We start from the raw sequence: 22390 nt of genomic DNA on the forward strand, positions 1-22390 counted from the left end.
GGAGAGCGGCTCCGTCCATGGCGTTGGGGAATGAAGTGTTGATCCTGAAGCGGCTTAGGCTGGACTGGGCAGTCGCTTGGCGATGTGGGCCGCGACGGCGCACAGCAGCTCATCCTCGCCCTTGGCGGCGACCAGCTGCAGGCTGGCCGGCGCGCCGCCGACGGGGGGAAGCGGGATTGCGATGGCCGGGTGGCCGGACAGGTTGAAGGGGCGGACCAGCGTGGTCATGCGGACCAGCCGGCTGGTGTCGCCGGCAGCCGCCACCAAGGGCGGCGGGCCGGCCATGGTCGGCAGCGCGATGACCGCAACCCGCGCCAGCAGTGCATCGACCTCCGCGGTGAAGGCGGCGCGCACAGCCTCGGCGCGTGCCACATCCTCGACCGTGGTGCGGGCGGCGTTGCGCAGGCGGATCGCCACGTCCTCGCCGACCAGACCGGTTTCCACCAGGGCGGCACAGGCGGCCCAGGTCTCGACATTGATGACCGAAAGCCCGGCCTCGAAGGCGGCGCGCATGCCGTTCAGGGCGACGGGTTCCACCGGCAGGCCGGCGGCTTCGACCGCGGCATGCACGGCGGCGGTGATGCCGTCGTCGGCGTCCGTTTCCAATAGGCCGATGATAACGCCATCAATGGCCGGCAGCGGTCCGAAGGTCGGGTCGATGGCCGCCATGCAGGCGATCAGCCGGTTCATGTCCGCGGCGAAGGGGCCGACGCAGTCCAGCGTGCTCCGGGCCGGCATCGCGCCCCGGCGGCTGACGCGTCCGAAGGTCGGCTTCAGCCCGAACACGCCGCAGCAGGCGGCGGGAATGCGCACGGAGCCGCCGGTGTCGGTGCCGATTGCTGCATCGGCCAAGCCCGCGGCGACCACGGCGGCCGACCCGCTGGATGAACCGCCGGGCACGAAATCGGGGAATTTCGGGTTGGGCGCGGTGCCGGCCCAGCGGTTGATGCCGGTGGTGCCGAAGGCCAGCTCGTGCATCGTGGTCTTACCGGTGATCCGCCAGCCAGCGGCAAGCAGGTTGTCCACGATTTCAGCGTGTTCCGCGGCTGGCGGGGCATCGTCCAGCGACCGGCTGCCGGCACGCGTCGGCGTGCCGGCGATGTCGATGCTGTCCTTGATGGCGACCAGGGGGGCGGTGTCGCGGTCGGTACCGCTCCCAACGAGGTCGAGCGTTTGAACGAAGATCGTGCTGGGCACAGTGGTGGGCAATGTCATGGGCAATGCCTTCCCCGGTCTGACCGGTTTCCCCACGGATTCGGACGACACCGGGCTTGTCTTTCGCCGCCGGGATCGGAGCCGTTCGGGGTGGATGGGATGCCCAAAGCCTAACGGCGAGAAACGTGAATAGTCAATTGACTTTGGAAAAATAATTTTTGGCAGCGAAGCACAAAATCCGAGCAGTGCTTTGGCGGCGACGCGGGCGGGCAAGCAGAACGGGATCGACGGAAGGCTTTCTTCATCACACTGATAAGAAAGGAGTTTTCCGAAACTTCGTACTTTCCGGATAAGGTCTCATTCCAAAGTACCTGATCGCCGCGCTTGGTGGGAGTTCGCCTGTAAAGCATGCATTCGGGTGCTAAAAAATGGGCAGTTTTTTGTGAAAATTCGATTGCGGATTCACGGAACTCTGGCTTAATGGTCGGCAAGAGCGACCGGCACCGGACGTGACCACCACAGGATTTCACCGGTGGTTCGTGGTGTCGCCGCCATCGAACTCCCAAAGAACAAAGCTGCCGGGCGATATTGGCCGGTGTGATGCGGAAGCGTCGTTGTTTCCTCATGCGCTTCCAGTTTTGGTCCCGGCGGGTTACCCGATAAATGTTCGCGTCTTCTATTGTTGCTGTATTGGGTGATTGACGCGGCGGCGGCGCCGCTTTCATTGGCGCGGTCTTTGCTTTGTTCCTTTCGACAGAACAAGAGGTTGGGCGGCAGGGGGCTCCTTCGGGGGCCGGCCGCACCGGCCCGACGGTTCCGGCGGCGGAAAGCCCATCGGACCGGGACAGACGGCAACACGAAATGGCGGCAACACGAAATGGAGGGTGTGGTGATTGCAAGGAAATTGGCGGTCTCGTTGCTGTTCGGGGCGTTCGCGGTGGGCACCGCCCTGCCGGCCGATGCGCAGGTGAAGGTCGGCGTGGTGACCTCCTCGACCGGCCCCATCGCGCTGGTCGGCATTCCGCAGAAGAACAGCGTGCCGCTGCTGCCGGCCAGCGTCGGCGGCCAGACGGTGCAGTACATCACGCTCGACGACGGCAGTGACCCGACGGCCACCGTCGCCGCCTTCAAGAAGCTCATCACCGAGGAGAAGGTCGACGCCATCATCGGCCCGTCCGGCTCGCCCAACGCCATGGGCGTGATCCAGTTCGCGGCTGAGGCCGGCGTGCCGATGCTGGCCCCGGTCGGCACCGCCGCCGTGGTCCTGCCGATGACCGAGCAGAAGAAATGGGTGTTCAAGACCACCCAGAACGACGACCTGATCGCCGAGGCGCTGCTGGCCCATATGGAAAAGGCCGGCATCAAGTCGGTCGGCTTCATCGGCACCGCCGATCCCTATGGCGACAACTGGCAGAAGGTGTTCGGCGAGGGTGCGGCCAAGCGCGGCATCAAGCTGCTGGCGAGCGAGCGCTTCCAGCGGCAGGACACCTCGCTGACGGCGCAGGGGCTGAAGATCCTGTCGGCCTCGCCCGACGCGGTGCTGATCGCCGCCCCCGGCAGTTCCTCGGTGCTGCCGCAGACGACGCTCTATGACCAGGGCTATCGCGGCAAGATCTATCAGACGCACGGCGCGGCGCTGCCCGACTTCCTGAAGCTGGGCGGCAAGAAGGTGGAGGGCACGATCCTGGCCGCCAGCCTGATGCTGGTGCTGGACCAGGTGTCGGACAGCCATCCGTCGAAGAAGATCGCCAGCGACTATGTCGCCGCCTACGAGAAGCAGAACGGCTCCAAGCCCGCCACCTTCGGCGCCAACGTCTATGACGCCGGCCTGCTGCTGGAGCGCGCCATCCCCGTCGCCCTGAAGGGCGGGGAGCCGGGATCGGCTGCCTTCCGCACCGCGCTTCGCGACGCGCTGGAACAGGTGAAGGAGCTGCCGGCGACGCAGGGCGTCTACAATCTGACCGCCGCCGACCACAGCGGCTTCGACGAGCGCGGCCGCGAACTGATCACCGTGACCGGCGGCAAGTGGACGCTGGTGAAGTGAGCCGTACGGCGCACCGCCCGTGAAATGACCTCGTGAAGTGATCCGGCGGCGGTCCCGGCCCAGAGCCCATGTCCGGGGCCGCCGCCGGAGCGAAGGGATACCGGTCATGAACCTCCAGATCGTCATGCTGCTGGGCCAGGACGGGATCACCAACGGCGCCATTTATGCACTGTTGGCGCTGTCGATCCTGCTGGTCTTCACGGTGACCCGCATCCTTCTGATTCCGCAGGGCGAATTCGTCGCCTTCGCCGCCCTGACCATGGCGGCGATGCAGGGCGGAACCCCGGTTCGGCTGGGCTGGCTGCTGCTGGCGCTGGCCGCCGCCGCCCTGGTCATGGACAGCCACGCCGCATGGCGGCGCGACGGCCGCATCGCGGTGCGACGCGGGCCGGCGCTGGGCCTCGCCTATGCCGCGGGACTGACCGCGCTGACGACGCTGGTGCCGCTGGCCGAGGCCGGCGTCGCCTTGCAGGCGCTGGTGACCATGGCGCTGATCGTGCCGCTGGGCCTTGCGCTCTACCGCGTCTTCTACCAGCCGATCGCCGCGGCGCACCCGCTTGTTCTGCTGATCGTGTCCATCGCCGTGCATGTCGTGCTGGTCGGCGTCGGCCTGCTGATGTTCGGGCCGGAAGGCGCGCGGACGGAGCCGTTTTCCGAGGGTGGCCTCAGGCTGGGCATGGTGATGCTGAACAGCCAGACCATCTGGGTGGTGGCGGTATCGCTGGGCCTGATCCTGGGCCTCTACCTGTTCTTCGAACGCAGCCTGTACGGCAAGGCGCTGCGCGCCGCAGCGGTCAACCGGTTGGGGGCCGAGCTGGTCGGCATCTCGCCGGAACTGGCGGGCAAGGCCAGCTTCGCGCTGGCGGCGCTGATCGGTAGCCTGTCCGGCATCCTGATCGCCCCGATCACCACGATCTATTACGACAGCGGCTTCATCATCAGCCTGAAAGGCTTCGTCGGCGCCATCATCGGCGGGTTGGCGAGCTACCCGGTCGCCGCGCTGGGCGCCTTGCTGATCGGGCAGGCCGAATCCTTCTCCACCTTCTGGGCCAGCAGCTACAAGGAGGTGATCGTCTTCACGCTGATCCTTCCGGTGCTGGTCTGGCGCTCCCTCTCCCACCATGGCGCGGAGGACGAGGAATGAAGCCCGGCGTGCTGTCGAAAACTCCTGCTGATAGGCCAACCGTTTCGATGCCCAGACTGTCGCCGTCCGGCTGGATCGTGCTGGCCCTGCTGCCGGTGCTGGCGGCCGCTCCGCTGGTTCTGCCCACATATCAGGTCACGCTGGCCAACAACATCGGCATCTTCGCGCTGGCGACGCTGGGTCTCGTCCTGCTGACCGGCGTCGCCGGGATGACCAGCTTCGGACAGGCCGCCTTCATCGGCGTCAGCGCCTATGCCACCGCCTATCTCGCCACCGTGTCCGCCGCCGACCTGCCGGCGCCGCTCGCCTGGATGGCCGGGTCGCCGCTGGCCGGGCTGGCGGTCGGGCTGGTGCTGACGCTCGCCATCGCGACGGTGCTGGGGGCGGTGACGCTGCGGCTGTCGGGGCATTACCTGCCGCTCGGCACCATCGCCTGGGGGCTGTCGCTGTTCTATTTGTTCGGCAATCTGGAATTCCTCGGCGGCCACACCGGCCTGTCGGGCATCCCGGCGCTGAGCCTGTTCGGCATCGCTTTCGACAATGCTGAGACGCTGTTCTACCTGATCTGGGCGATCCTGCTGCTGGCGGTGGTGGCGACGCTGAACCTGCTGGACTCCCGCGTCGGACGCGCCATCCGGGCGCTGCGCGGCGGGCAGCGCATGTCCGAATCCATGGGTGTCGACAGCTTCCGCGCCAAGATGACCGCTTTCCTGGTCGCGGCGCTCTATGCCGGGCTGGCCGGCTGGCTCTATGCCTACACCCAGCGCTTCGTCAGCCCGGCTCCCTTCAGCCTGCAGGCGGGCATCGACTTCCTGTTCATGGGGCTGATCGGCGGGGTCGGGCAGGTCTGGGGCGCGGTGATCGGGGCGGCCGGCGTCACCTTCGCCAAGCAATGGCTGCAGGATTTGCTGCCGCACCTGCTGGGCCGCACCGGCAACTTCGAAGCCATCGTCTTTGGCCTGCTGATCGTGCTGCTGATGCAGCGCCTGCCCGGCGGCATCGCCGGCTGGATCGCCAAGGCGTTCGAGCGGCGGCGCCGGCCAACGGGTATAGCGGACCGCGTTGAGCTGTCGACTGCCGAACCGCTGCCCCGCCGGCCGATGCCGCAAAAGGGCGAGGTGGTGCTGGAGGCCAAGGGCGTGACGCGCCGCTTCGGCGGGCTGGTCGCCAACCGCGACATCAGCTTCACCGTGCGGGCCGGCGAAATCCTTGCGGTGATCGGCCCGAACGGCGCCGGCAAGAGCACGCTGTTCAACCAGCTCTCCTGCGTCGACCACCCGACCTCCGGCGAGATTCTGTTCCGCGGCGAGCGCATCGACGGCCGCACCGCCCGCGCCATGGCCGGCGCCGGTCTCAGCCGCAGCTTCCAGCACGTCAAGCTGCTCCCCACCATGAGCGTGCTGGAGAATGTCGCTATCGGCGCCCATCTGCGCGGCTCCAAGGGCGTCGCTGCCGCCGCACTGCGGCTGGACCGGGCGGAGGAGGCGCGGCTGCTGGACGAGGCGCGCCGCCAGCTGGTCCGGGTCGGGCTTGGCCAACATCTCCATGTGGAGGCGGGCAGCCTGGCGCTCGGCCAGCAGCGCATCTTGGAGATCGCCCGCGCGCTGTGCGCCGATCCCTGCCTGCTGCTGCTGGACGAGCCGGCCGCCGGCCTGCGCTTCCTCGAAAAGCAGGCGCTGGCCGAACTGCTGGTCAAGTTGCGGTCCGAAGGGATGGCGATCCTGCTGGTCGAACATGACATGGACTTCGTCATGGGGCTGGTCGACCGCGTCTATGTGATGGAATTCGGCGAGCGCATCGCCGAGGGGCCGCCCGAGACGATCCAGACCAACACGGCCGTTCTCGAAGCCTATCTGGGAGGTGTCGAATGAGCGCGCCGCTGCTGGAGGTCACCGACCTCTGCGTCTCCTACGGCAAGATCGAGGCGCTGAGCAACGCCAGCCTGCGGGTGGGCGAGGGACAGATCGTCACCGTGATCGGCCCGAACGGCGCCGGCAAGACGACGCTGCTGTCCGCCATCATGGGCGTGCTGCCTTCGCGCGGCCGGGTCAGCTTCCTCGGCCACGACGGGCAGTCGCCGGCCATCCAGGACATGGTGGCGCGCGGCATGAGCCTTGTCCCGGAAAAACGCGCCTTGTTCGCCACCATGAGCGTGGAGGACAATCTGCGGCTCGGCGGCTTCCGTTTCCATTCGCGGTCGAAGCGTGAGCAGGACGCGGCGATGGAGGAACTCTACCTCCTGTTCCCCCGGCTGAAGGAGCGGCGCGGCCAGATGGCGGCGACGCTGTCGGGCGGCGAGCGGCAGATGCTGGCGCTGGCCCGCGCCCTGATGGGCGGGCCGAAGCTGCTGATGCTGGACGAGCCGTCGCTGGGGCTGGCGCCGCTGATCGTGCGCGAGGTCTTCCGCATCATTTCGGAGTTGCGGAGCAAGGGCGTGTCGATCCTGCTGATCGAGCAGAACGCCCGCGCCGCCCTGCGCGTTGCCGACTATGCCTATGTGCTTGAACTGGGGCGCATCGCCATGGAGGGGCCGGCATCGCAGTTGGCGCACGACCCCCGCGTGGTGGCGGCCTATCTCGGCATGGCCGGCAAGCATCAGGAGTTGCTTGCCTCATGACGGAGCCCGACTGGCGAACGCATCCGGAGGCCGGGCACGAACATGTGGGGCACTGGCATGTCGGGATCGCCGGGGCGGGGGCCATCGGCACCACGCTGGCGGTGCGCATCGCACGGGCCGGGCACCGGGTCGGCGTGCTGGCCCGCGGCGCGACGCTGGACGTCATCCGGCAGGACGGGCTGCACCTGACCGACCGCGAGGGCGAGCATCATGTGCGGGTCGAAGCCGGGCCGGCGGAGGAACTCGGGCAGCCGGACCTGCTGTTCCTCTGCGCCAAGGCGCAGGATTTGCTGCCGCTGGTGCGTGCCGCCCGGCCGATGATCGGGCCGGACACGCTGGTCGTCCCGGTGGTGAACGGCATCCCCTGGTGGTATTTCGAGGGAGAGGGCGGGCGTCATCAGGGCCGCGCCGTCCGCGCTGTCGATCCCGACGGGGCGCTGAAGGATCTGGTGCCGCTCGACCGCGTGATCGGCGCCATCGCCTACATCACGGCGGAGCGGATGGCCCCCGGCGTCGCCCGCAGCTTCAACCCGCTGAAGCTGATCCTGGGCGAAATCGACCACCGCCCCAGCGACCGGCTGGCCCGCACCGCCGCCATGCTGACCGCCTGCGGCATCCACACCCAGGCGAGCGGGCGGGTGCGCGATCCCCTGTGGACCAAGGTGATCGCCAACCTCAGCTCCAACCCGCTGTCGGTGGTGTCGGGGGCGACGCTGCAGGACATCTACGGCGACCCGTCGCTGTCGCAGATCGCCCGCCAGATGCTGTCCGAAGCGCTGCTGACCGCCGCCGCCTATGGCGCGCGGATCGAGTTGGACCCGGCGTCGCTGCTGGCGATGGGGGCCGGGATGGGGCCGGTGAAGACCTCCATGCTCCAGGATTTCGAAAAGGGGTTGCCGCTGGAGCTGTCGGCCATCTGCGAGGCCGTCATCGAACTGGCCGAACTGCAGGGGCTGTCCATGCCGCTGACCCGCAACATCGCCATCCTCGCCCGCTTCAAGAGCGACAGCGCGCTGCGCGCCGCCGCGGGCCTGTAACCTCCATCCGAAGAGGACCGTAAATCATGATGACCGCGACTGCAACGGCGCCGAAGCTCGGCCATAACAGCATCGTCAGGCCCGCCCATATCGGCGAGGAGGAGTGGGCGCTACGCTGCCAGCTGGCCGACTGCTACCACCTTGTCGACTTCATGGGCTGGACGGAGACGATCTTCAACCACATCTCCGCCCGGCTGCCGGGGCCGGCGCACCATTATCTGGTGAACCCCTTCGGGCTGAACTACACCGAGGTGACGCCGGCCAACCTGCTGAAGGTCGGGCTGGACGGCGAGAAGCTGGAGCCGTCGCCCTACGACGCCAATCCCGCCGGCTTCGCCCTGCACAGCGCCATCCACGAGGCGCGCGCCGACATCCATTGCGTGATCCATACCCACACCACCGAGGTGTCGGCCATCGTGCAGAAGAAGCAGGCCTTCTCGCACAACGATTTCTACGGTGCCCAGCTCTATGGCCGCGTCGGCTACCATGCCTTCGAGGGCATCACCCTGTTCGCCGACGAGAAGCCGCGCATGCTGGAGAGCCTTGGCGACAAGCACATCCTGGTGCTGCGCAACCACGGCATCGCGGTGGGCGAATCCAGCATCGCCAAGACCTTCTTCCTGCTGTGGACGGTGCAGCGCGCCGCCGAGATCCAGACGCTGGCCGACAGCATGCGTGGCGAGGATGTGGAGCTGTCGATGGAGGTCCGGCAGAAATGCAGCGACCTGACCGCCATGCTGATCCGCGACAGCGGATTCGCCGTGAAGTTCTTCGACGCCATGGTTCGCAAGATGCGGGCGGAACGCGGGCCGGGCTGGTGAGCGGTCGCGGCGCCGCAAGGCGTTTGGCAAGCCAACCGCTGATTGGTACAACAGGGCCCCGGCCTCGCCAAACGCTGGACAGACATTGGGCATCATGGCCATCACCAAGAAGCTTCGCCGCTACATCCCGTCGGATCCCGAATTCAAGGTCGAGGAATTCCCCTTCTACTGGCTTGCCCGCGTCCAGGGCATCTACACGCAGAAGATGGAAACGGCGCTGAAACGGATCGGCACCGACATCCCGACCTGGCGGGTGCTGTTCATCTTGAAGACGCACGGCACGTCGAGCATTTCGGAGATCTCGACCCACGCCATCGTCAAGCTGTCGACGATGACCCGCATCGTCTACCGCATGAAGGCGGAAGGGCTGGTGGACACCGGCACCAACGCCGACGACGGCCGCGTCACCGAGGTGACGATGACGCCGGCCGGCCATGCGCTGGTCGAACGCATCCAGGAGGCGACGGAAAGGCTGTTCGCCCGCAGCTTCGACGGGATGTCGGAATCGCAGATCGGCAAGCTGAACGCGACCCTGCAGCAGCTTTACGGCAATCTGGCGGAGGATTGACCGCCCGGTCGCGAGGATGTGGCGGGCGGGGCCGTCCAGCGGCCAAAGGGGGGGGACGGGTGCCGCGCGCCTACGCCGTCCTGTCCTGGGAGAGGTCGAGTTCCTCGATCATCGTCTGGCGCATCACGAACTTCTGGATCTTGCCGGTCACCGTCATCGGGAACTCGTCGACGAAGCGGATGTATTTCGGGATCTTGTAGTGGGCGATGGCGCCCTGGCAGAAGGCGGTGACCTGCTGTTCGGTCAGCGCCGCCCCCGGTTTCGGCCGGATCCAGGCGCAGAGCTGTTCGCCGAACTGCTGGTCCGGCACGCCGAACACCTGCACGTCGGCGATGTCGGGGTGGGTGTAGAGGAATTCCTCGACCTCGCGCGGATAGATGTTCTCGCCGCCGCGGATCACCATGTCCTTCAGCCGGCCGACGATGTTGCAATAGCCCTCGGCGTCAATGGTGGCGAGGTCGCCGGTGTGCATCCAGCCGGCCTCGTCGATGGCTCGCGCCGTCTGCTCCGCGTCGCCCCAATAGCCGCGCATCACCGAATAGCCGCGGGTCAGCAACTCCCCCGGCGTGCCCGGCGGGACGATGCGCCCTTCGGCATCGACGACCTTCACCTCCAGATGCGGCTGGATGCGCCCCACCGTGGACACGCGCCGTTCCAGCGGATCGTCGGTGGAGCTTTGGAAGCTGACCGGGCTGGTCTCGGTCATGCCGTAGGCGATGGTGATCTCGCGCTGGTTCATTTCCGAGACCACGCGCTTCATCACCTCGATCGGGCAGGGCGAGCCCGCCATGATGCCGGTGCGCAGGCTCGACAGGTCGTAGCGGGCGAAGTCGGGGTGGTCGAGCAGGGCGATGAACATGGTCGGCACGCCGTGCAGGCCGGTGCAGCACTCCTCCTGTACCGCGGACAGCACGGCGACGGGGTCGAAGCCCTCGCCCGGAATCACCATGTATGCGCGGTGGGTGACGCAGGCGAGATTGCCCAGCACCATGCCGAAGCAGTGATAGAAGGGCACGGGGATGCACAGCCTGTCCTCCTCCGTCAGGCGCATCGCCTCGCCGACGAAGAAGCCGTTGTTCAGGATGTTGTGGTGGGTCAGCGTGGCGCCCTTCGGGCTGCCGGTGGTGCCGCTGGTGAACTGGATGTTCACGGGATCGTCGAACTGCAGGATGCCGGACAGCCGCCCCAGCTCCGCCACGTCGGCCGGACGGGCCAGCGCCGGCAGGTCGTCGAAATTCAGCATGCCCGGCGTCTTTTCCATGCCCAGCCGGATCAGGTGGCGCAAAGTGGGCAACCGTTGCAGCGAGAGTGGCCGGTCGGCGGATGCACGGTCCAGTTCAGGCGCCAGCTTGGCGATCATGCCGAGATAATCGCTCGACTTGAAGGACGGCGACAGGATCAGGGCGGCGCAGCCGACCTTGTTGATGGCGTATTCCAACTCGTGCAGGCGGTAGGCCGGGTTGATGTTGACGAGGATCAGGCCGGCCTTGGCGGTGGCGAACTGCGTCACCACCCATTCGGCGTTGTTCTGCGACCAGATGCCGATGCGCTCGCCCGGCTTCAGCCCCAGCGCCACCAGCCCCGCCGCCACCCGGTCGACCGTGCGCTTGAACTCCGCATAGGTCCAGCGGACGTTCTGGTGCCGGACGATCAGGGCGGGCCGGTCGGGCGACAGCGCCGCCATGCGGTCGAGATGCGCGCCGATGGTCTCGCCCAGCAGCGGGGTGCGGCTGGCTCCGTGAACATAGCTCTGGGTCAGCGACGTGGTGTCGGTATGCAAAGCTGCTTTCCTTCCCCGGATGACTTATCGGCCGTTGGCCGTTCATGGGCACCGCCCCGCGGGCGGGACGGCGCAGTGCCCTAATGAACCCGCAAGTGGAGCGGTCTGTCGATCCCCCGTTCGGTTAATGGCCCCTGCCGATAAGGAACGGTCGGTTGGATTGCGTGCGGATGGGCGCGGTTACAAAGCCACCGCCGGCTCGGAATGGAGTGTGGATCGGGGTGCCGCCTTGCGCACCGTATGGGCGACGATGCGGCGCGCTACGCCGTACCGTGCCGGGTTCCGGCGACACGGCGGGGCAGGGAACCCGCCATCGGGGCCAGGGCCGCCTCGACGCCGTCGCGGTCGCGGCGCAGCACCGCGTAGCAATCGTCGCCGAACCACTCCAGCGAGCCTTCCGCCGCCGGATCGTCCGCCAGTTCGGCGAGGAAGCGGCGATAGTCCACCACCCCGTCGAACAGCGGTACCATGCCGTCGCGCCGCCCGGCCGCGGCATAGACGTTGGCCGGTTCGAACACCGACAGGTCCTCGCGCGCCCAGATGTTCTTCAGGTGATAATGGCCTATGTGCGGACGCAGCACCCGCCGGGCCGCCACCGGATCGTCGCCGCCCTCCCAGACATGCAGCACGTCGAAATTGATCTTCAGCGCCGGATGGCCGACAGCGGCGATCAGCGCGCGGGTGGCTGGCAGGCTGTCGGCCAGCGTGCCGGGGTGGGTCTCCACCAGCAGCGACAGCCCATGGTCGGCGGCCAGCCCGCACAGTGTGCGCAGCCGCTCCGCGATGAAGAGCTTCCGCTCCGGCGAGGTCTCGGCACTGCCGGTGCTGCCGGCGAAGCTGCGGATCTTGGGCGCGCCCCAGCGCTGCGCCAGCCGGCAGAGGTCCAGCGTCTTGCGGACCAGCGCGTCGGGATCGCCGTCCAGCGGCAGGTAATCGCTGACCATCGGCACCGACAGGCCGAACTGCGCCAGCCAATCGCCGCCGCGGTCGGACACCGCCGCCATGTTGCGGGCATGCGCGCCCCACAGCTCGATCCCCTGGAAGCCGTTGCCGGCAGCCCAGACGGCCAGATCCTCCAGCGACACCAGATGGTGGCGGAAGCTGATGGTGCAGAGCGACAGTCTCATCATGCCACCTTGGAAGAAAGGGGGGCGGAAAGGGCGTGGGTAACGGCGGCGCGCCATTGCCGGAAGGCGGCGGCAAGCTCGCCCTTCAAGGCCGTCTCCTGCCGGTCCAGCAGGTCGAGCCGCGCGAACAGGTCGGGAGCGAGCCCCGTGTCGCCGGTCTGGGCGAGGCGGAGGATTCCGTAATGCAGCGACTTGAAGCCTTGGAACAGCTCCTCGATGTCGTCGCAGCGGGCGAGGAAGCTTTCGTCGGGCAGGCGCAGCGCCCGCCAGAAGAAGGCGAAGCCGTGCTCGTAGGCGTATTTGCGGATGGCGAACACCGGTAGTTCGCGTAGCGCATGCGAAAGGCCGGCCGGCGACAGCCCGTCGGTTCCATCCAGATGCGCCGTCAGGATGCTGCGCACCGCGGCGGTCAGCGGGTTGGCGTCGGGCAGGAAGCAGGCTTCGAAATAGGCGGCGATGTCGGCGGGCCGGGCGGGGTGCAGCTCGCGCCGGTCGAACAGATAACCGCCGGCGACGCTGGGCTGGAGGAAGGCGGTGGCGATCCGCTCCCGCGCGATCTCGCCTTCCCAGCGGAAATCGGGGTCGCGGACCATGAAGACCGCCGGATCGCTGCCGGTCTCCAGCATCAGGTAATGCGGGAAGGGGTTCTGGTTGAACTTGTTTTCCCGCTCCGGCAGGTGGAACAGATCGATCATCGCCATGATGGAAAGGCTGTCCGACCGCCGCTCCACCAGATCGACCAGCAGGGCGAGGTTGTCCGCCTTGCTGCGGCCATGGTCGTACCATTGCCGCACCTCCGCCCCGTAGAGGCGGCGGTACCAGTCGCGGAAGAAATCGTGGCTGACGGTCGGCCCGTGATAGCGCAGCACCCGGTCGGCCCCGACTTCGAACCCCGCGTCCCAGACCCCGAAATAGAAGGGGCGATGGTCGATCCCCGCCCGCTTCAGCGCATCGCAGACGCAGCTGACGAAGCAATGAATCTTGAGGTCCTGATACTCCTCGCCATGGACGCTGCCGGGGGGAAGCGCCTCATCCGCGGCGGCCGGGCGGGTGCCGGCGAACAGGCCGGCGACGTCGGCCACCGTCGCCAGATCACGCGAGGTGATCAACTCGTCCGGCGCCTCCAGCCCGAAGGACAGCTCCAACTGCAGGAACAACTCCATCATCAGCACGGAGTCGAGGTAGAGATCCTCGTTCAGCCGCGCGTCCGGGCCGAAGCGGTCGAGATGCCGGTTCTGCAGATGGTCGCGCAGGACGGTATGAATCGCTTCGACAACCTCATGCTCGGTCATGGCCGATGTCATTCCGCAGCCTCCGCGAAGCGGGCGGCGACATCGCGCCGGCTGATCTTGCCGTTGGCCATGCGCGGCAGGGCGTCGGTGCGGATCAGTTCGCCCGGCTGCTGGTGGGCGGCCAGATTCTCCCGGCACCAGTCGCGCAGCGCGTTGTCCGTCACCTCCGCGGCGGCGGTGAACAGCAGGGCGACCCGTTCGCCGGCGAAGCGGTCGGTGCGGCGGAAGGCGACGGCATCGGTGACGCCGGGCAGCGCCATCGCCACGTCTTCCACCTCCTGCGGATAGACGTTGAGGCCGGCGACGTTGATGGTGTCGTCCAGCCGCGACACGAACATCAGCATGCCGTCGTCGCGCAGATAGCCCAGGTCGCGGGTGCGGATCTCGCCGTCCGGAACAGACAGCACGATCTCCGCCGGGGCGTCCGCGGTGCCGGTGGACAGGCTGTGATGCGGCAGCACGCGGCCCAGTTCGGCGCTGCCCGCCATGTCGGGATTGATCGCGATGCAGCCGGCTTCCGAGCAGCCATATTGCTGGAACATGTGGGTGGTCTTGCCGCGGATCCGTTCGAACCAGGGTTCCGGCAGCAGCGTGCCGGAGGTAATCGCCGCATGGATGCGCTCACCCTCCGGCAGCAACCGGGCCAGCGTGTGCAGGATGACGGGGGAGGAGTAGAGCAGCGGCTTCTCGATCTGCCGCAGCGCCTTCAGCAGGAATTTCGGGTTGGTGGTGTCGAGGATCACCGGCTCCGCTCCGCGCCGCAGCCCGACCAGCAGGCCGCAGATCAGGCCGTAGGAATGGGTGGTCGGGCAGGCGATCACCGGGGTCATCCCGGCCGGCTCGGTGAAGAAGCCGACATAACTCTCGATCTCGCGGTCGATCTCCGCCCAGCTCCGCGCGATGCGCTTGGGTGCGCCGGTGGTGCCGGAACTCATCTGCAGGAGTTGCCCCGGCCCAGGGTCCGCCGGCAGGGGGGCGATCTCCTCCGCCATCAGGCTGTTGTGGTAGAGCGCATGGCAGCCGGCCTCGCGCGCCAGCCGACGCGCCGCCTCCAGCGGGGTGGAGGGGTGCAGCGGCAGCAGGCTGCCGCCCGCCGCGCGGATGGCGAAGAACAGGGCGAGCCAGTCGATGGTGTCGGTGAAGCAGACGGCGAAGCGGGCGCCGGGCCGGTCGGACAGGCGGGCCCGCTCGGCATGGGCGGCGGTCAGCGATTCCAGCTCGGCCGGCGAATAGGATCGGTCGTCGATGCGGATCATCGGGAGCCCTCAGGCGCGAAGCGCGCGAAGATGTTGGGAACGGTGTGGTGAATCTCCTCCCGCGCGCGCAGCAGCTTTCCGCGCAGCAGGGATTCGGTGAGGATCTCGGGTGCGGCGTGGCCGACGCGGCGGTGCCGCTCCTCCAGCCCGTGGCGGCGGGCATGGGCCTCCAGCAGATCGTGGACACGCCGCCAGAACTCCGGCTCGGGCAGCCCGTGCTTCAGGGCCAGCAGGTCGGACACGTCGGTCAGGTTGAAGACGAACAGCGTGTCCATCGCCAGTTCGCGCAGCGCATCGACGCCGCCGGCCCAGTAATAGCGGTCTGGCGGCGCGTCGCGGTAGGCCGGGTGCAAGTTGGGAAAATCGGGCAGCAGGGCCGGATCGGCCACGAAGTCCGGGGCGTATTCCACGCTGTCGTGGAAGTCGCGCAGGATCAGCCGCACCGGCCAGCCGTCGCGGTGGACCAGCACCATGTTCTGGCCGTGCGCCTCCACCGCGATGCCGTGGCGGACCAGCAGATGCCAGACCGGCAGCACCGCCACCTCCAGCATCCGGTCCAGCCAGGGCAGCAGCCCGTACCGTTCGATCCAGGGCGCGGCGAAGGCGGAGCCGTCGGCCTCCGTCACCATCAACATGTTGAAGGGGATGGCGGATTCGCCCTCACCCAGGGTGGACTGAACGCTGCGCCGCCACAGCGCCGCCATCTGTCCGGCCAGCGGGCCGTGGCGGTCTGCGATGATCCCCGCATATTCCGGCAGCAGGGTCAGCGGATAGCGGTCGCGGAAATCGGCATCGCCCGCCACCACCGCCCCCAGCCATTCGGAGATGGCCGGGCCGGTGCAGACCGAATGCGGGGCGATGATGCGGCGGGAGGCGGTGTTGACGATGTTCAACGCCAGCTTGACGTCGGCCTTGCGCGGGTCGTCGGCATTCATCACCGTGCGGACCGACTGGCTCGCCCGGTAATGGTCGCCCAGCGGTCCCAGGCAGACCGCGCGGCCGTCGGCCAGCCAGGGCCTTAGCCAGGGCGCCCCCTCCCCCTCGCGCAGATCCCACCATTGCCAGGGGTGCAGCGGCAGCAGGCAGTAATCGGTCGCCGGCAGGTTCAGTTCCTCCCGGCGCCGTTGGACCTCCGCCCAGGCGGCGGGGCCGAGTTCTGACTGCCAAAACTCCTCCTCCTCGCCCGGGATCGCCCGATGCAGGCAGGAGCGGGCGACCAGCAGCCAGACCAGTTGGAAGCGCTGACCGACCTCCGGCCCGAAGGCGGCATGGTCGGCCTCGTCGAAGCCCAGCCGCGCCTTGAAGCAGGGATGGTAGGGATGCCCCTCCTCCAGCCGGCCTTCCAGGTCGGGGAAGGGCAGGCCGCGGCGCGGGGTGGCCGGCAGGTTGGCGGCGTTCCAGCGGCAGAGCGACACCGTGCGCTCCAGCTCGGCCAGCAGGCCGGCCAGATGCGGCTCGGGGGCGTCCAGCCCGGCGACCATCCGGCCGAGGGTGGCGGCGCGCCACATGCCGTCGTCGCCCCGCATCTCGACCGATCCCGACCGGATGCGCGGGCGGCCGAACGGCCCGGCGGAGGCGAGGCAACGGAACTCCCGCCCGCCGGACCGCCAGACGAGCCGGCGGTCATCTCCATCCACTCCGTCGGCGGCCGGTTCGACGATCCCCTCGAACAGCAGGGCGGCGGCAAGCTGGCGCACCACACGTTCCGCTGGCCGTTCCTCCGGGCGGCCGGGCAGGTCACGCGGAAAGGGCATGGCGTCCCCGCTCGGCTGCCGCGGCGCCGGTTCGGCACAGCGGGTTGGGCCATTGGGCGTACAGGTCGGCCTCGTTGGCGGCCTGAAGCTCGTCGATGTTCAGCAGGCGGGTCGTCAGGTTCAGCTTGGCCCCGATGGTCGGGCTGTCCAGCACCCCTTCGGCGAAGCGCCGGCCGGCCCGGGTCAGCGACAGGGCCAGCCGCTCCAGCCGGGCGCGCAGGATGCGCAGCAGGTCCTCCTCCGCCGCCAGCCGGTCCTTGCCCATGCGGGCGATCACCGAGAAGATCTGGTTGACGATGACGTAGTAGGAGAAGCGCCGGTTGATCTCCCCCTCCTCGTAATAGAGCGAGCGGATGTTGTCGGCCTCCGGGATCAGCCGGCGCAGCCGGTCGCGATAGGCGGCCGACAGATAGAAGCCCTGGTTGTCGCGGTAGAGGAAGCGGGCGGGCATCCCGTCCCGCAGTTCGAGCAGCCCGTTCTGCTGGTGCGCCTCCAGCGCCACGCCATGCGCGTCGTACAGCCGCAGCACCGGGTCCAGCGCGCAGTCGAGATAGGCGTCGAACCAGCGCCGCGCCGCCTCCGGCACGCCGCCGTTCCGTTCCATCGCGACGCGGCGGACGATCCGCTCCAGCCGGGATGGACGGCCGGGAAGCGGATCGGCGGCCAGCGCCGCGATGGTGGCGACGCCGCGCTGGCGCCCTCCGGCGAAGGGGTTCTCGCGCAGGATCACCTCGAACCCGCTCTCGCCGCCATCCGGCGACTCGAGCGTGATGTAGGCGGGGTCGAGCACGAAGCCGAAGCGCGGGCCCATGTCGCGGCCAATCGCGCCGATCAGCTTGGCCATGATGACGCCGGCGTCCAGTTCGTGCCGCCGGTTGACGCGGATGGAATTGGTGATGCGCACCGGCAGCGAGAATTTCAGCATCCACGGACTGTCCGGGCTGTAGACCGTCCGCACCGACGAGGTGGCGGTGAATTCCGGCCCGGCGTCGCCCAGCGCGCGCAGCGTGCCGCGCTCCAGCATCGCCTGCACCGCCGGGTCCAACACCAGAGCCTCGGCCTGGAGCGGATGCATCGGGATCAGCAACTCGTCCTCGCGGGGGGCGAGCCGGGCGACGGCGTCGCCCAGAATGGCGGCGATCATCTCCGGCGCCGACTGGCGGATTGCGGAGCGGTGGCTGACCCGCGCCGCCGGGGCGGCGAACCAGCGCAGCCGGAACCGCCCGCCCAGTTCCGGCGCATAGACCGGCTGCTGCCACGGCGTCATGCCCTGGAGGCTCTTGGGCGTGGGGTGCAGCCAATGGCCGAAGACCAGCGACTGTTCGGCGGCGATGAACTCGTCCTCGTCGCCGTCCGTGGCCGGGGTTGCGTCGAGGTAGCGCTGGACCGACTGGTAGCTTTGCAGGACGCGCAGCAGCAGCTCCAACTCGCTGCCGCGCAGGTCGGCCCCGGCGCCTTTGCCCTCCATCCGGCGATAGCTCTCGCCGGCCAGACAGCAGAGCGCGGTGAAGGGCTCGGTCTGTTGCCAGGAGGTATCCGGGGACGCATCGGGCAAGGCGCGCTTCCAAATCCTGCCGAAGCCGCAGGGGCCGCACAGCGAGCGCGAGACGATCTCCGCCCGCAGTGCTGTCCGCTGCGACGGCAGCAGCCATTCGACGCACTCGACGCCGGGTTCGGCCTCCGTGCCGTGCCGGGTGGTCCGGCCGGCGTCGATCTCCCGCCAATAGCAGTTGGCGAAATTCTGGAAGGTCGCGTGCTCGGCGATCTGTTGGGTGGAACGCATGGTTTGCCGATCCTGAAGGGCTTCGGGCAAGGCGTGTGCTGGCGGCGGCGTCACGCCGCCCAGTCGAGCGGCCGCTCGCCCTCGCGGAAGGCGAAGCGCAGCAGGTGCCTTTCCATCACCGACTGAAGCTCCGCCAGTTCCGCGGCTGTGGGGGCGCTGGCCTCGATGGTCAGCCGGTCGGGAGCCGCCCGCAGCCGGGCGGTGCCGATCGAGAACCGGCATTCCCCGCCGTCTTCGGTCTCCTCCGTTTCGATCTTGTGGGCGAAGTGGCGGCAGAGCTGGGCGGCATAGCGCTTGCCATGCTCCGTCTCGAAATGGGCGGTCGAATGCAGCATGCGGGGAGGCTCCCGGTTGCGGTGGAGACGGTCAGAACGTCGCCGAGGCGGTCAGCAGGAAGGTCCGGCCCGGCTGGTAGAGCGGGGTGACGGTGCCGAATTCCTGCCCGTAGGTGGCGCGGTCGGCATAGGTCTCGTCGAACAGGTTGCGGACGTCGGCGCGCAGGGTCAGGTTGGAGTATTGCGGGATCTTGTGCTCGACGAAGAGGTTGACGGTCTCGTACCCCTTCAGCGGGCGCTGGCCGGCCTGGACCTTGTTGTAGTCCAGCACGATCTCGACATCGGCGCCGAAGGTCAGCTCCCATTTCGGGATCGTGTGGGCGCCGCCGAGGGTGTAGACGCGGCCCATCGGGGTGGCGATGTAGGTGCCGGTGTCGGAATCGGCGGGCAGCCCGTCGATGGTCACATCGATGTCGGCATATTTGGCGCGGACGAAGCCGGTATCCCAGGCATAGCCGACGCCGAGTTCGTAGCCCTTCGACCGCACGTCGCGCGTCAGCGTGCCGCTGCCGGCGGCGAAGCGCGCGGCGCGGACGTCGTCCAGGTCGGTGCGGAAGACGCGGCCCTCGGCGGTGAAGCCCTGGTAGCGGCCGACCAGACCGGCGGTCAGGTTTTTGGCGGTCACAGGCTGCGGACCGGCGCCATAGCGCCAGGCCGGATTCATGATGAAGTTCTCGGCCAGCTGGACGCCGCCCCAGCTGCGCGACCAGCCGGCCTTGGCGGTCAGATATTCGGGCAGGATGTCGACCTCGCCCGAAACATTGTGGCTGACGCCGCCGTTCGTCCAATCCTGGCCGGTGGTGCCCTCGAACCATTGCCGGTCGGCGCGCATGCCGAAGGACAGGCGGACCCGTTCGACCGGGGACAGCCGCGCCTGTCCATAGACGCCGATGTTGCGGGCCTTCTCAAGCGCCGTCATCGTCTGGTCTTCATAGTGGGCACGGTCGACGTAGAAGTCGGTGCCGGCGGTGACGGTGCCCATGCCGACGTTGAATGCGTTCTCCAGCTTGCCGTTCAGCGAGCTGGTGGCTCCCTTGCCGGGATAGCTGCCGGGGACCGTGCTGCTCCCCACCGGACGGGTGTAGATCGGGGTTTCCACGTCGGTTCGGCCGTAGGCGACCACCAGCTTGGGGTTCCACAGGTCGGTCGGCAGGCTGTCGGTGTAGGTGAAGACGAGGTTCTGGCGGTCCAGCGTATAGTCGCGCACCCGCGGCTCCCACGCCGGGCGGCCGGAAATCGAACCGACATTGGCGCGGAACGGGCGCGGGGCGTCGTCATAGACCCGCTCGTAGCTGACCTGGAAGCGGTGGCCGGCGTCGGTCTCATAGGCGACCTTGCCGAGCCCGCTCCTCAGGTCGGTCTTGGTCCCCTCGACCTTGCGGCCGTCGCCGGATTCGAAGCGGGCGCCCTTGCCGTAGGTGAAATAGCCCAGCCCCTCCAGCCCCTTGTGGCGGCCGTAGCCGGCGGCGCTGTTGGTGAAGACGGAGCCGTTGGTGCCGAAGCTGGACTTGACGAAGGCGCCGATGCCGTCGCCGCTCAGGAAGTCGCGGGCATCCTTGGTTTCGTAGGCGATGGAGCCGGCCAGCGCCCCCGGCCCGGCATCGGCCGGCGCCACGCCGGCATCGACGCGGGCGGTCTTCAGGAAGACGGGGTCGATCAGGGTGGTGCCGTTGTGGTGGAAGACCTTGTTGTTCTGCCGGCTGCCGTCGATGCTGACGGACAGGTTGGTCTCCTCAACGCCGTTGACATAGACCTTCTGCGACATCGGCACCGAACTGCCGACGCGGATGCCCGGCTCCCCGGCGAAGACGTCGCGGATGTCGCTGGGGTTCTTGCGGTCCAGCTCCTCCCTGCCGATCACGATCTGCGCCGGGCCGCCCAGTGCCGGGGCGGCGGCGGAGACCGAAACCGGACCCAGCGCCATCGTGTCGCCGGAAGAGGCGACGGGGGCCGGGGCCAGCGTGGCGGTGGCCGGGCCGGTCAGGCGATAGGTGACGCCGGTGCCGGCCAGCAGGGTTTCGAGCGCCTTTGCCGGCGGCATGGAGCCGCTGACCGGGCGGGAGGTGCGGCCATCGGTCAGCGTGCCGGGATAGCCGATCTGCCAGCCGGTCTGCCGGCTGAAGGCGTCCAGCGCGCTGCGCAGCGGCTGCGCCGGCAGCGAGAAGGCCGCGGCGGCATCGGCCGGCGCTGTCTGCTGCGCTGCGGCGGGAAGCGCCGTCAGCGTGGCGCCGAGCGCCGTGGAGGTCATCAATGCGGCAAACAAATGCCCGGCGATCCGGGAACGGTTGAAATCTGCAACTTTGACTATCGATGCCGTGCGGCGGACCATGTCCTGCAACTCCCGTCTCAAGCTGGCGCGGGGGGCTCAATCGCAGGCAGACAAGCCTAACCCCCTGTTCGCCAGACGTGTGGGATCGCGGACCCTCACAAAAAAAGTTGCGAGCGATTCTCAAATTTATCCGCTGTCACCGCAGGACGAGGATGCCGCCCGGCAGGCTGGTGATGCGGGCGCCGACCATCCCGGCCAGCGCCGTCAGCGCGCCGGCCGGATCGTCAAGCCGGTAGTTTCCGCTGACGCGCGTCATGGCGATGCGGTCGTCCAGCAGCAGGATCGGCGCGGCGTGGTAGCGCCGCAGGGTCTCCACCACGGTGTCGAAGCGCTCGTTGTGGAAGGCATAGCGGCCTTCGCGCCAGGACACCGCCTCGGCCGGATCGGGGCGGGGTTGCATGGTCAGGCCGCGCGCCGTCGCGGTCAACCGGTCGCCGGGGGCGAGGGTCACCGGCCGGCCGGGATCGTCCAGCCGGCTGACCGCCACCCGCCCGCGCTCCAGGAAGACGGAGTCCCCGCGGTCGTCCGACTGCACGCTGAAGGCGGTCCCCGTCACCTCGACGGTGCTGAAGCCGGCGACGACGCGGAAGGGGCGGGCGGTGTCCCGCACCACGTCGAACCACGCCCGCCCGCGCAGCAGCGCCACCCGGCGCTCCTCTCCGCCGAAGGCCAGCGCCACCGCGCTGTCGCTGTCCAGTATCAGCCGGGATCCGTCCGGCAGCGCCACCTCCCGCCGTTCGCCGACGGCGGTGCGGTGGTCGGCGCTCCAGCGGGTCTTCAGATCGGGATAGAGGTGGGTGCCCACCACGGCCAGCAGTCCCGTCGCCGCGATCGCGCCCATCCATGCGCGGCGCGAATGCCGCGCCTGCCGGATCGGCACGGGCACCGGATTCGCCGGGAGATGCGCCGCCAGCAGATGCGCCAAGGTGGCGCTGTGCAGTTCCGCCATGCCACCGACCTCGGTCAGCCGGTCGAACGCCCGGGCATGGCGCGGGTCGCTCTGCCGCCACGCCCGATAGGCGGCCAATGTCGCCGGATCGGCCGGAGCGTCTAGCAGCCGGACGAACCAGTCGAGCGCCGCATCGGTCACCGGATCGGCATGGCGGTAGCCGGGTTCCGCCTTTTCTCCGTTGGACCTGTCCTGCCTCACCCGCGTTGCCCGTCCTCTGTCAGCATGCCCCCGCATCTTAGACGTTCGAAGCGCGGGACGGCCACAAATTGCACCGGCACAAATTGCACCGGGTGGATATACGCGGGAACCGCCCGATGCCATTCGGAGGCAAAGCCCGGAGCATCGAACCATTCCGCTGGCGATCTGCGGCCCGGCTTGACAGCAGCAACTGCGAAT

At 68.4% G+C, this 22390-nt stretch carries 18 protein-coding genes; 7 read left to right on the forward strand and 11 right to left on the reverse strand.

Translation table 11 applies throughout. The features are described 5' to 3' along the window. Positions 1–54: 54 nt before the first annotated feature. Together J2Y49_RS17495 and J2Y49_RS17500 are read right to left on the reverse strand one after the other, a co-directional pair. Entirely contained in the window at positions 55–1215 is a 1161-nt protein-coding gene (locus J2Y49_RS17495) for an amidase (RefSeq protein ID WP_310116136.1), read from the reverse strand. A 110-nt stretch (positions 1216–1325) separates the two neighbouring features. Next, positions 1326–1880 (reverse strand): hypothetical protein, encoded by a 555-nt coding sequence (locus tag J2Y49_RS17500; protein WP_310116137.1) that lies wholly within the window; start codon positions 1878–1880, stop codon positions 1326–1328. A gap of 164 nt (positions 1881–2044) precedes the next feature. Here J2Y49_RS17500 and J2Y49_RS17505 point away from each other — a divergent pair, with 164 nt between their 5' ends. The 7 genes from J2Y49_RS17505 (at position 2045) to J2Y49_RS17535 (ending at position 9386) form a co-directional block, all read left to right on the forward strand. Continuing rightward, positions 2045–3199, forward strand: a complete 1155-nt coding sequence (locus J2Y49_RS17505; protein ID WP_310116138.1) for an ABC transporter substrate-binding protein — start codon at positions 2045–2047, stop codon at positions 3197–3199. A 106-nt stretch (positions 3200–3305) separates the two neighbouring features. Then, complete coding sequence (locus J2Y49_RS17510; RefSeq protein ID WP_310116139.1) at positions 3306–4343, forward strand: branched-chain amino acid ABC transporter permease; 1038 nt, start codon at positions 3306–3308, stop codon at positions 4341–4343. A 47-nt stretch (positions 4344–4390) separates the two neighbouring features. Beyond that, on the forward strand, positions 4391–6214 hold the full coding sequence (locus J2Y49_RS17515; protein WP_310116140.1) for a branched-chain amino acid ABC transporter ATP-binding protein/permease: 1824 nt from the start codon (positions 4391–4393) through the stop codon (positions 6212–6214). Beyond that, entirely contained in the window at positions 6211–6960 is a 750-nt protein-coding gene (locus J2Y49_RS17520; RefSeq protein ID WP_310116141.1) for an ABC transporter ATP-binding protein, read from the forward strand. Before J2Y49_RS17515 ends, J2Y49_RS17520 begins: the two co-directional genes overlap by 4 nt. Next, on the forward strand, positions 6957–7997 hold the full coding sequence (locus tag J2Y49_RS17525) for a 2-dehydropantoate 2-reductase (RefSeq protein WP_310116142.1): 1041 nt from the start codon (positions 6957–6959) through the stop codon (positions 7995–7997). Before J2Y49_RS17520 ends, J2Y49_RS17525 begins: the two co-directional genes overlap by 4 nt. 26 nt (positions 7998–8023) lie before the next feature. Next, entirely contained in the window at positions 8024–8818 is a 795-nt protein-coding gene (locus tag J2Y49_RS17530; RefSeq protein WP_310116144.1) for a class II aldolase/adducin family protein, read from the forward strand. Positions 8819–8912: 94 nt separating this feature from the next. Then, positions 8913–9386, forward strand: coding sequence for a MarR family winged helix-turn-helix transcriptional regulator (locus J2Y49_RS17535; protein WP_149224079.1), 474 nt, complete (start codon positions 8913–8915; stop codon positions 9384–9386). Between the two features lie 70 nt (positions 9387–9456). Here the strand turns inward: J2Y49_RS17535 and J2Y49_RS17540 are convergent, their stop codons facing one another. The 9 genes from J2Y49_RS17540 to J2Y49_RS17580 form a co-directional block, all read right to left on the reverse strand. After that, positions 9457–11166, reverse strand: coding sequence for an AMP-binding protein (locus J2Y49_RS17540; RefSeq protein WP_310116145.1), 1710 nt, complete (start codon positions 11164–11166; stop codon positions 9457–9459). A gap of 260 nt (positions 11167–11426) precedes the next feature. After that, positions 11427–12293 carry a sugar phosphate isomerase/epimerase family protein gene (locus J2Y49_RS17545; protein ID WP_310116146.1) on the reverse strand — a complete coding sequence of 289 codons (867 nt, stop codon included), beginning with the start codon at positions 12291–12293 and terminating at the stop codon, positions 11427–11429. Beyond that, positions 12293–13597, reverse strand: coding sequence for a DUF6005 family protein (locus J2Y49_RS17550; RefSeq protein WP_310116147.1), 1305 nt, complete (start codon positions 13595–13597; stop codon positions 12293–12295). The genes J2Y49_RS17545 and J2Y49_RS17550 overlap by 1 nt, the downstream gene beginning before the upstream one ends. Further along, positions 13594–14841 carry an AMP-binding protein gene (locus tag J2Y49_RS17555; protein WP_310116149.1) on the reverse strand — a complete coding sequence of 416 codons (1248 nt, stop codon included), beginning with the start codon at positions 14839–14841 and terminating at the stop codon, positions 13594–13596. The genes J2Y49_RS17550 and J2Y49_RS17555 overlap by 4 nt, the downstream gene beginning before the upstream one ends. Beyond that, positions 14838–16595, reverse strand: coding sequence for an IucA/IucC family protein (locus J2Y49_RS17560; RefSeq protein ID WP_310116150.1), 1758 nt, complete (start codon positions 16593–16595; stop codon positions 14838–14840). Before J2Y49_RS17560 ends, J2Y49_RS17555 begins: the two co-directional genes overlap by 4 nt. Beyond that, a complete protein-coding gene (locus J2Y49_RS17565; protein WP_310116151.1) occupies positions 16579–18378 on the reverse strand; it encodes an IucA/IucC family protein in 1800 nt (599 codons plus the stop codon). The genes J2Y49_RS17560 and J2Y49_RS17565 overlap by 17 nt, the downstream gene beginning before the upstream one ends. Positions 18379–18428: 50 nt before the next feature. Further along, positions 18429–18713: a DUF2218 domain-containing protein gene (locus J2Y49_RS17570; RefSeq protein ID WP_310116152.1), complete on the reverse strand. Its 285-nt coding sequence runs from the start codon at positions 18711–18713 to the stop codon at positions 18429–18431. A 31-nt stretch (positions 18714–18744) separates the two neighbouring features. Further along, positions 18745–20976 carry a TonB-dependent receptor domain-containing protein gene (locus J2Y49_RS17575; RefSeq protein WP_310116154.1) on the reverse strand — a complete coding sequence of 744 codons (2232 nt, stop codon included), beginning with the start codon at positions 20974–20976 and terminating at the stop codon, positions 18745–18747. Between the two features lie 202 nt (positions 20977–21178). Then, positions 21179–22192, reverse strand: coding sequence for a FecR family protein (locus J2Y49_RS17580; RefSeq protein ID WP_310116155.1), 1014 nt, complete (start codon positions 22190–22192; stop codon positions 21179–21181). Between the last annotated feature and the right edge of the window lie 198 nt (positions 22193–22390).

Source organism: Azospirillum sp. BE72, assembly GCF_031455875.1.
In the GTDB taxonomy this organism is placed as follows: Bacteria; Pseudomonadota; Alphaproteobacteria; order Azospirillales; family Azospirillaceae; genus Azospirillum.

Excerpts from the sequence above, each read along its gene's own strand:
- J2Y49_RS17495 (WP_310116136.1), bottom strand. The coding sequence starts at position 1,215 with ATGACATTGCCCACCACTGTGCCCAGCACGATCTTCGTTCAAACGCTC.
- J2Y49_RS17500 (WP_310116137.1), bottom strand. The coding sequence starts at position 1,880 with ATGAAAGCGGCGCCGCCGCCGCGTCAATCACCCAATACAGCAACAATA.
- J2Y49_RS17510 (WP_310116139.1), top strand. The coding sequence starts at position 3,306 with ATGAACCTCCAGATCGTCATGCTGCTGGGCCAGGACGGGATCACCAAC.
- J2Y49_RS17515 (WP_310116140.1), top strand. The coding sequence starts at position 4,391 with ATGCCCAGACTGTCGCCGTCCGGCTGGATCGTGCTGGCCCTGCTGCCG.
- J2Y49_RS17520 (WP_310116141.1), top strand. The coding sequence starts at position 6,211 with ATGAGCGCGCCGCTGCTGGAGGTCACCGACCTCTGCGTCTCCTACGGC.
- J2Y49_RS17525 (WP_310116142.1), top strand. The coding sequence starts at position 6,957 with ATGACGGAGCCCGACTGGCGAACGCATCCGGAGGCCGGGCACGAACAT.
- J2Y49_RS17530 (WP_310116144.1), top strand. The coding sequence starts at position 8,024 with ATGATGACCGCGACTGCAACGGCGCCGAAGCTCGGCCATAACAGCATC.
- J2Y49_RS17535 (WP_149224079.1), top strand. The coding sequence starts at position 8,913 with ATGGCCATCACCAAGAAGCTTCGCCGCTACATCCCGTCGGATCCCGAA.
- J2Y49_RS17545 (WP_310116146.1), bottom strand. The coding sequence starts at position 12,293 with ATGAGACTGTCGCTCTGCACCATCAGCTTCCGCCACCATCTGGTGTCG.
- J2Y49_RS17550 (WP_310116147.1), bottom strand. The coding sequence starts at position 13,597 with ATGACATCGGCCATGACCGAGCATGAGGTTGTCGAAGCGATTCATACC.
- J2Y49_RS17555 (WP_310116149.1), bottom strand. The coding sequence starts at position 14,841 with ATGATCCGCATCGACGACCGATCCTATTCGCCGGCCGAGCTGGAATCG.
- J2Y49_RS17560 (WP_310116150.1), bottom strand. The coding sequence starts at position 16,595 with ATGCCCTTTCCGCGTGACCTGCCCGGCCGCCCGGAGGAACGGCCAGCG.
- J2Y49_RS17565 (WP_310116151.1), bottom strand. The coding sequence starts at position 18,378 with ATGCGTTCCACCCAACAGATCGCCGAGCACGCGACCTTCCAGAATTTC.
- J2Y49_RS17570 (WP_310116152.1), bottom strand. The coding sequence starts at position 18,713 with ATGCTGCATTCGACCGCCCATTTCGAGACGGAGCATGGCAAGCGCTAT.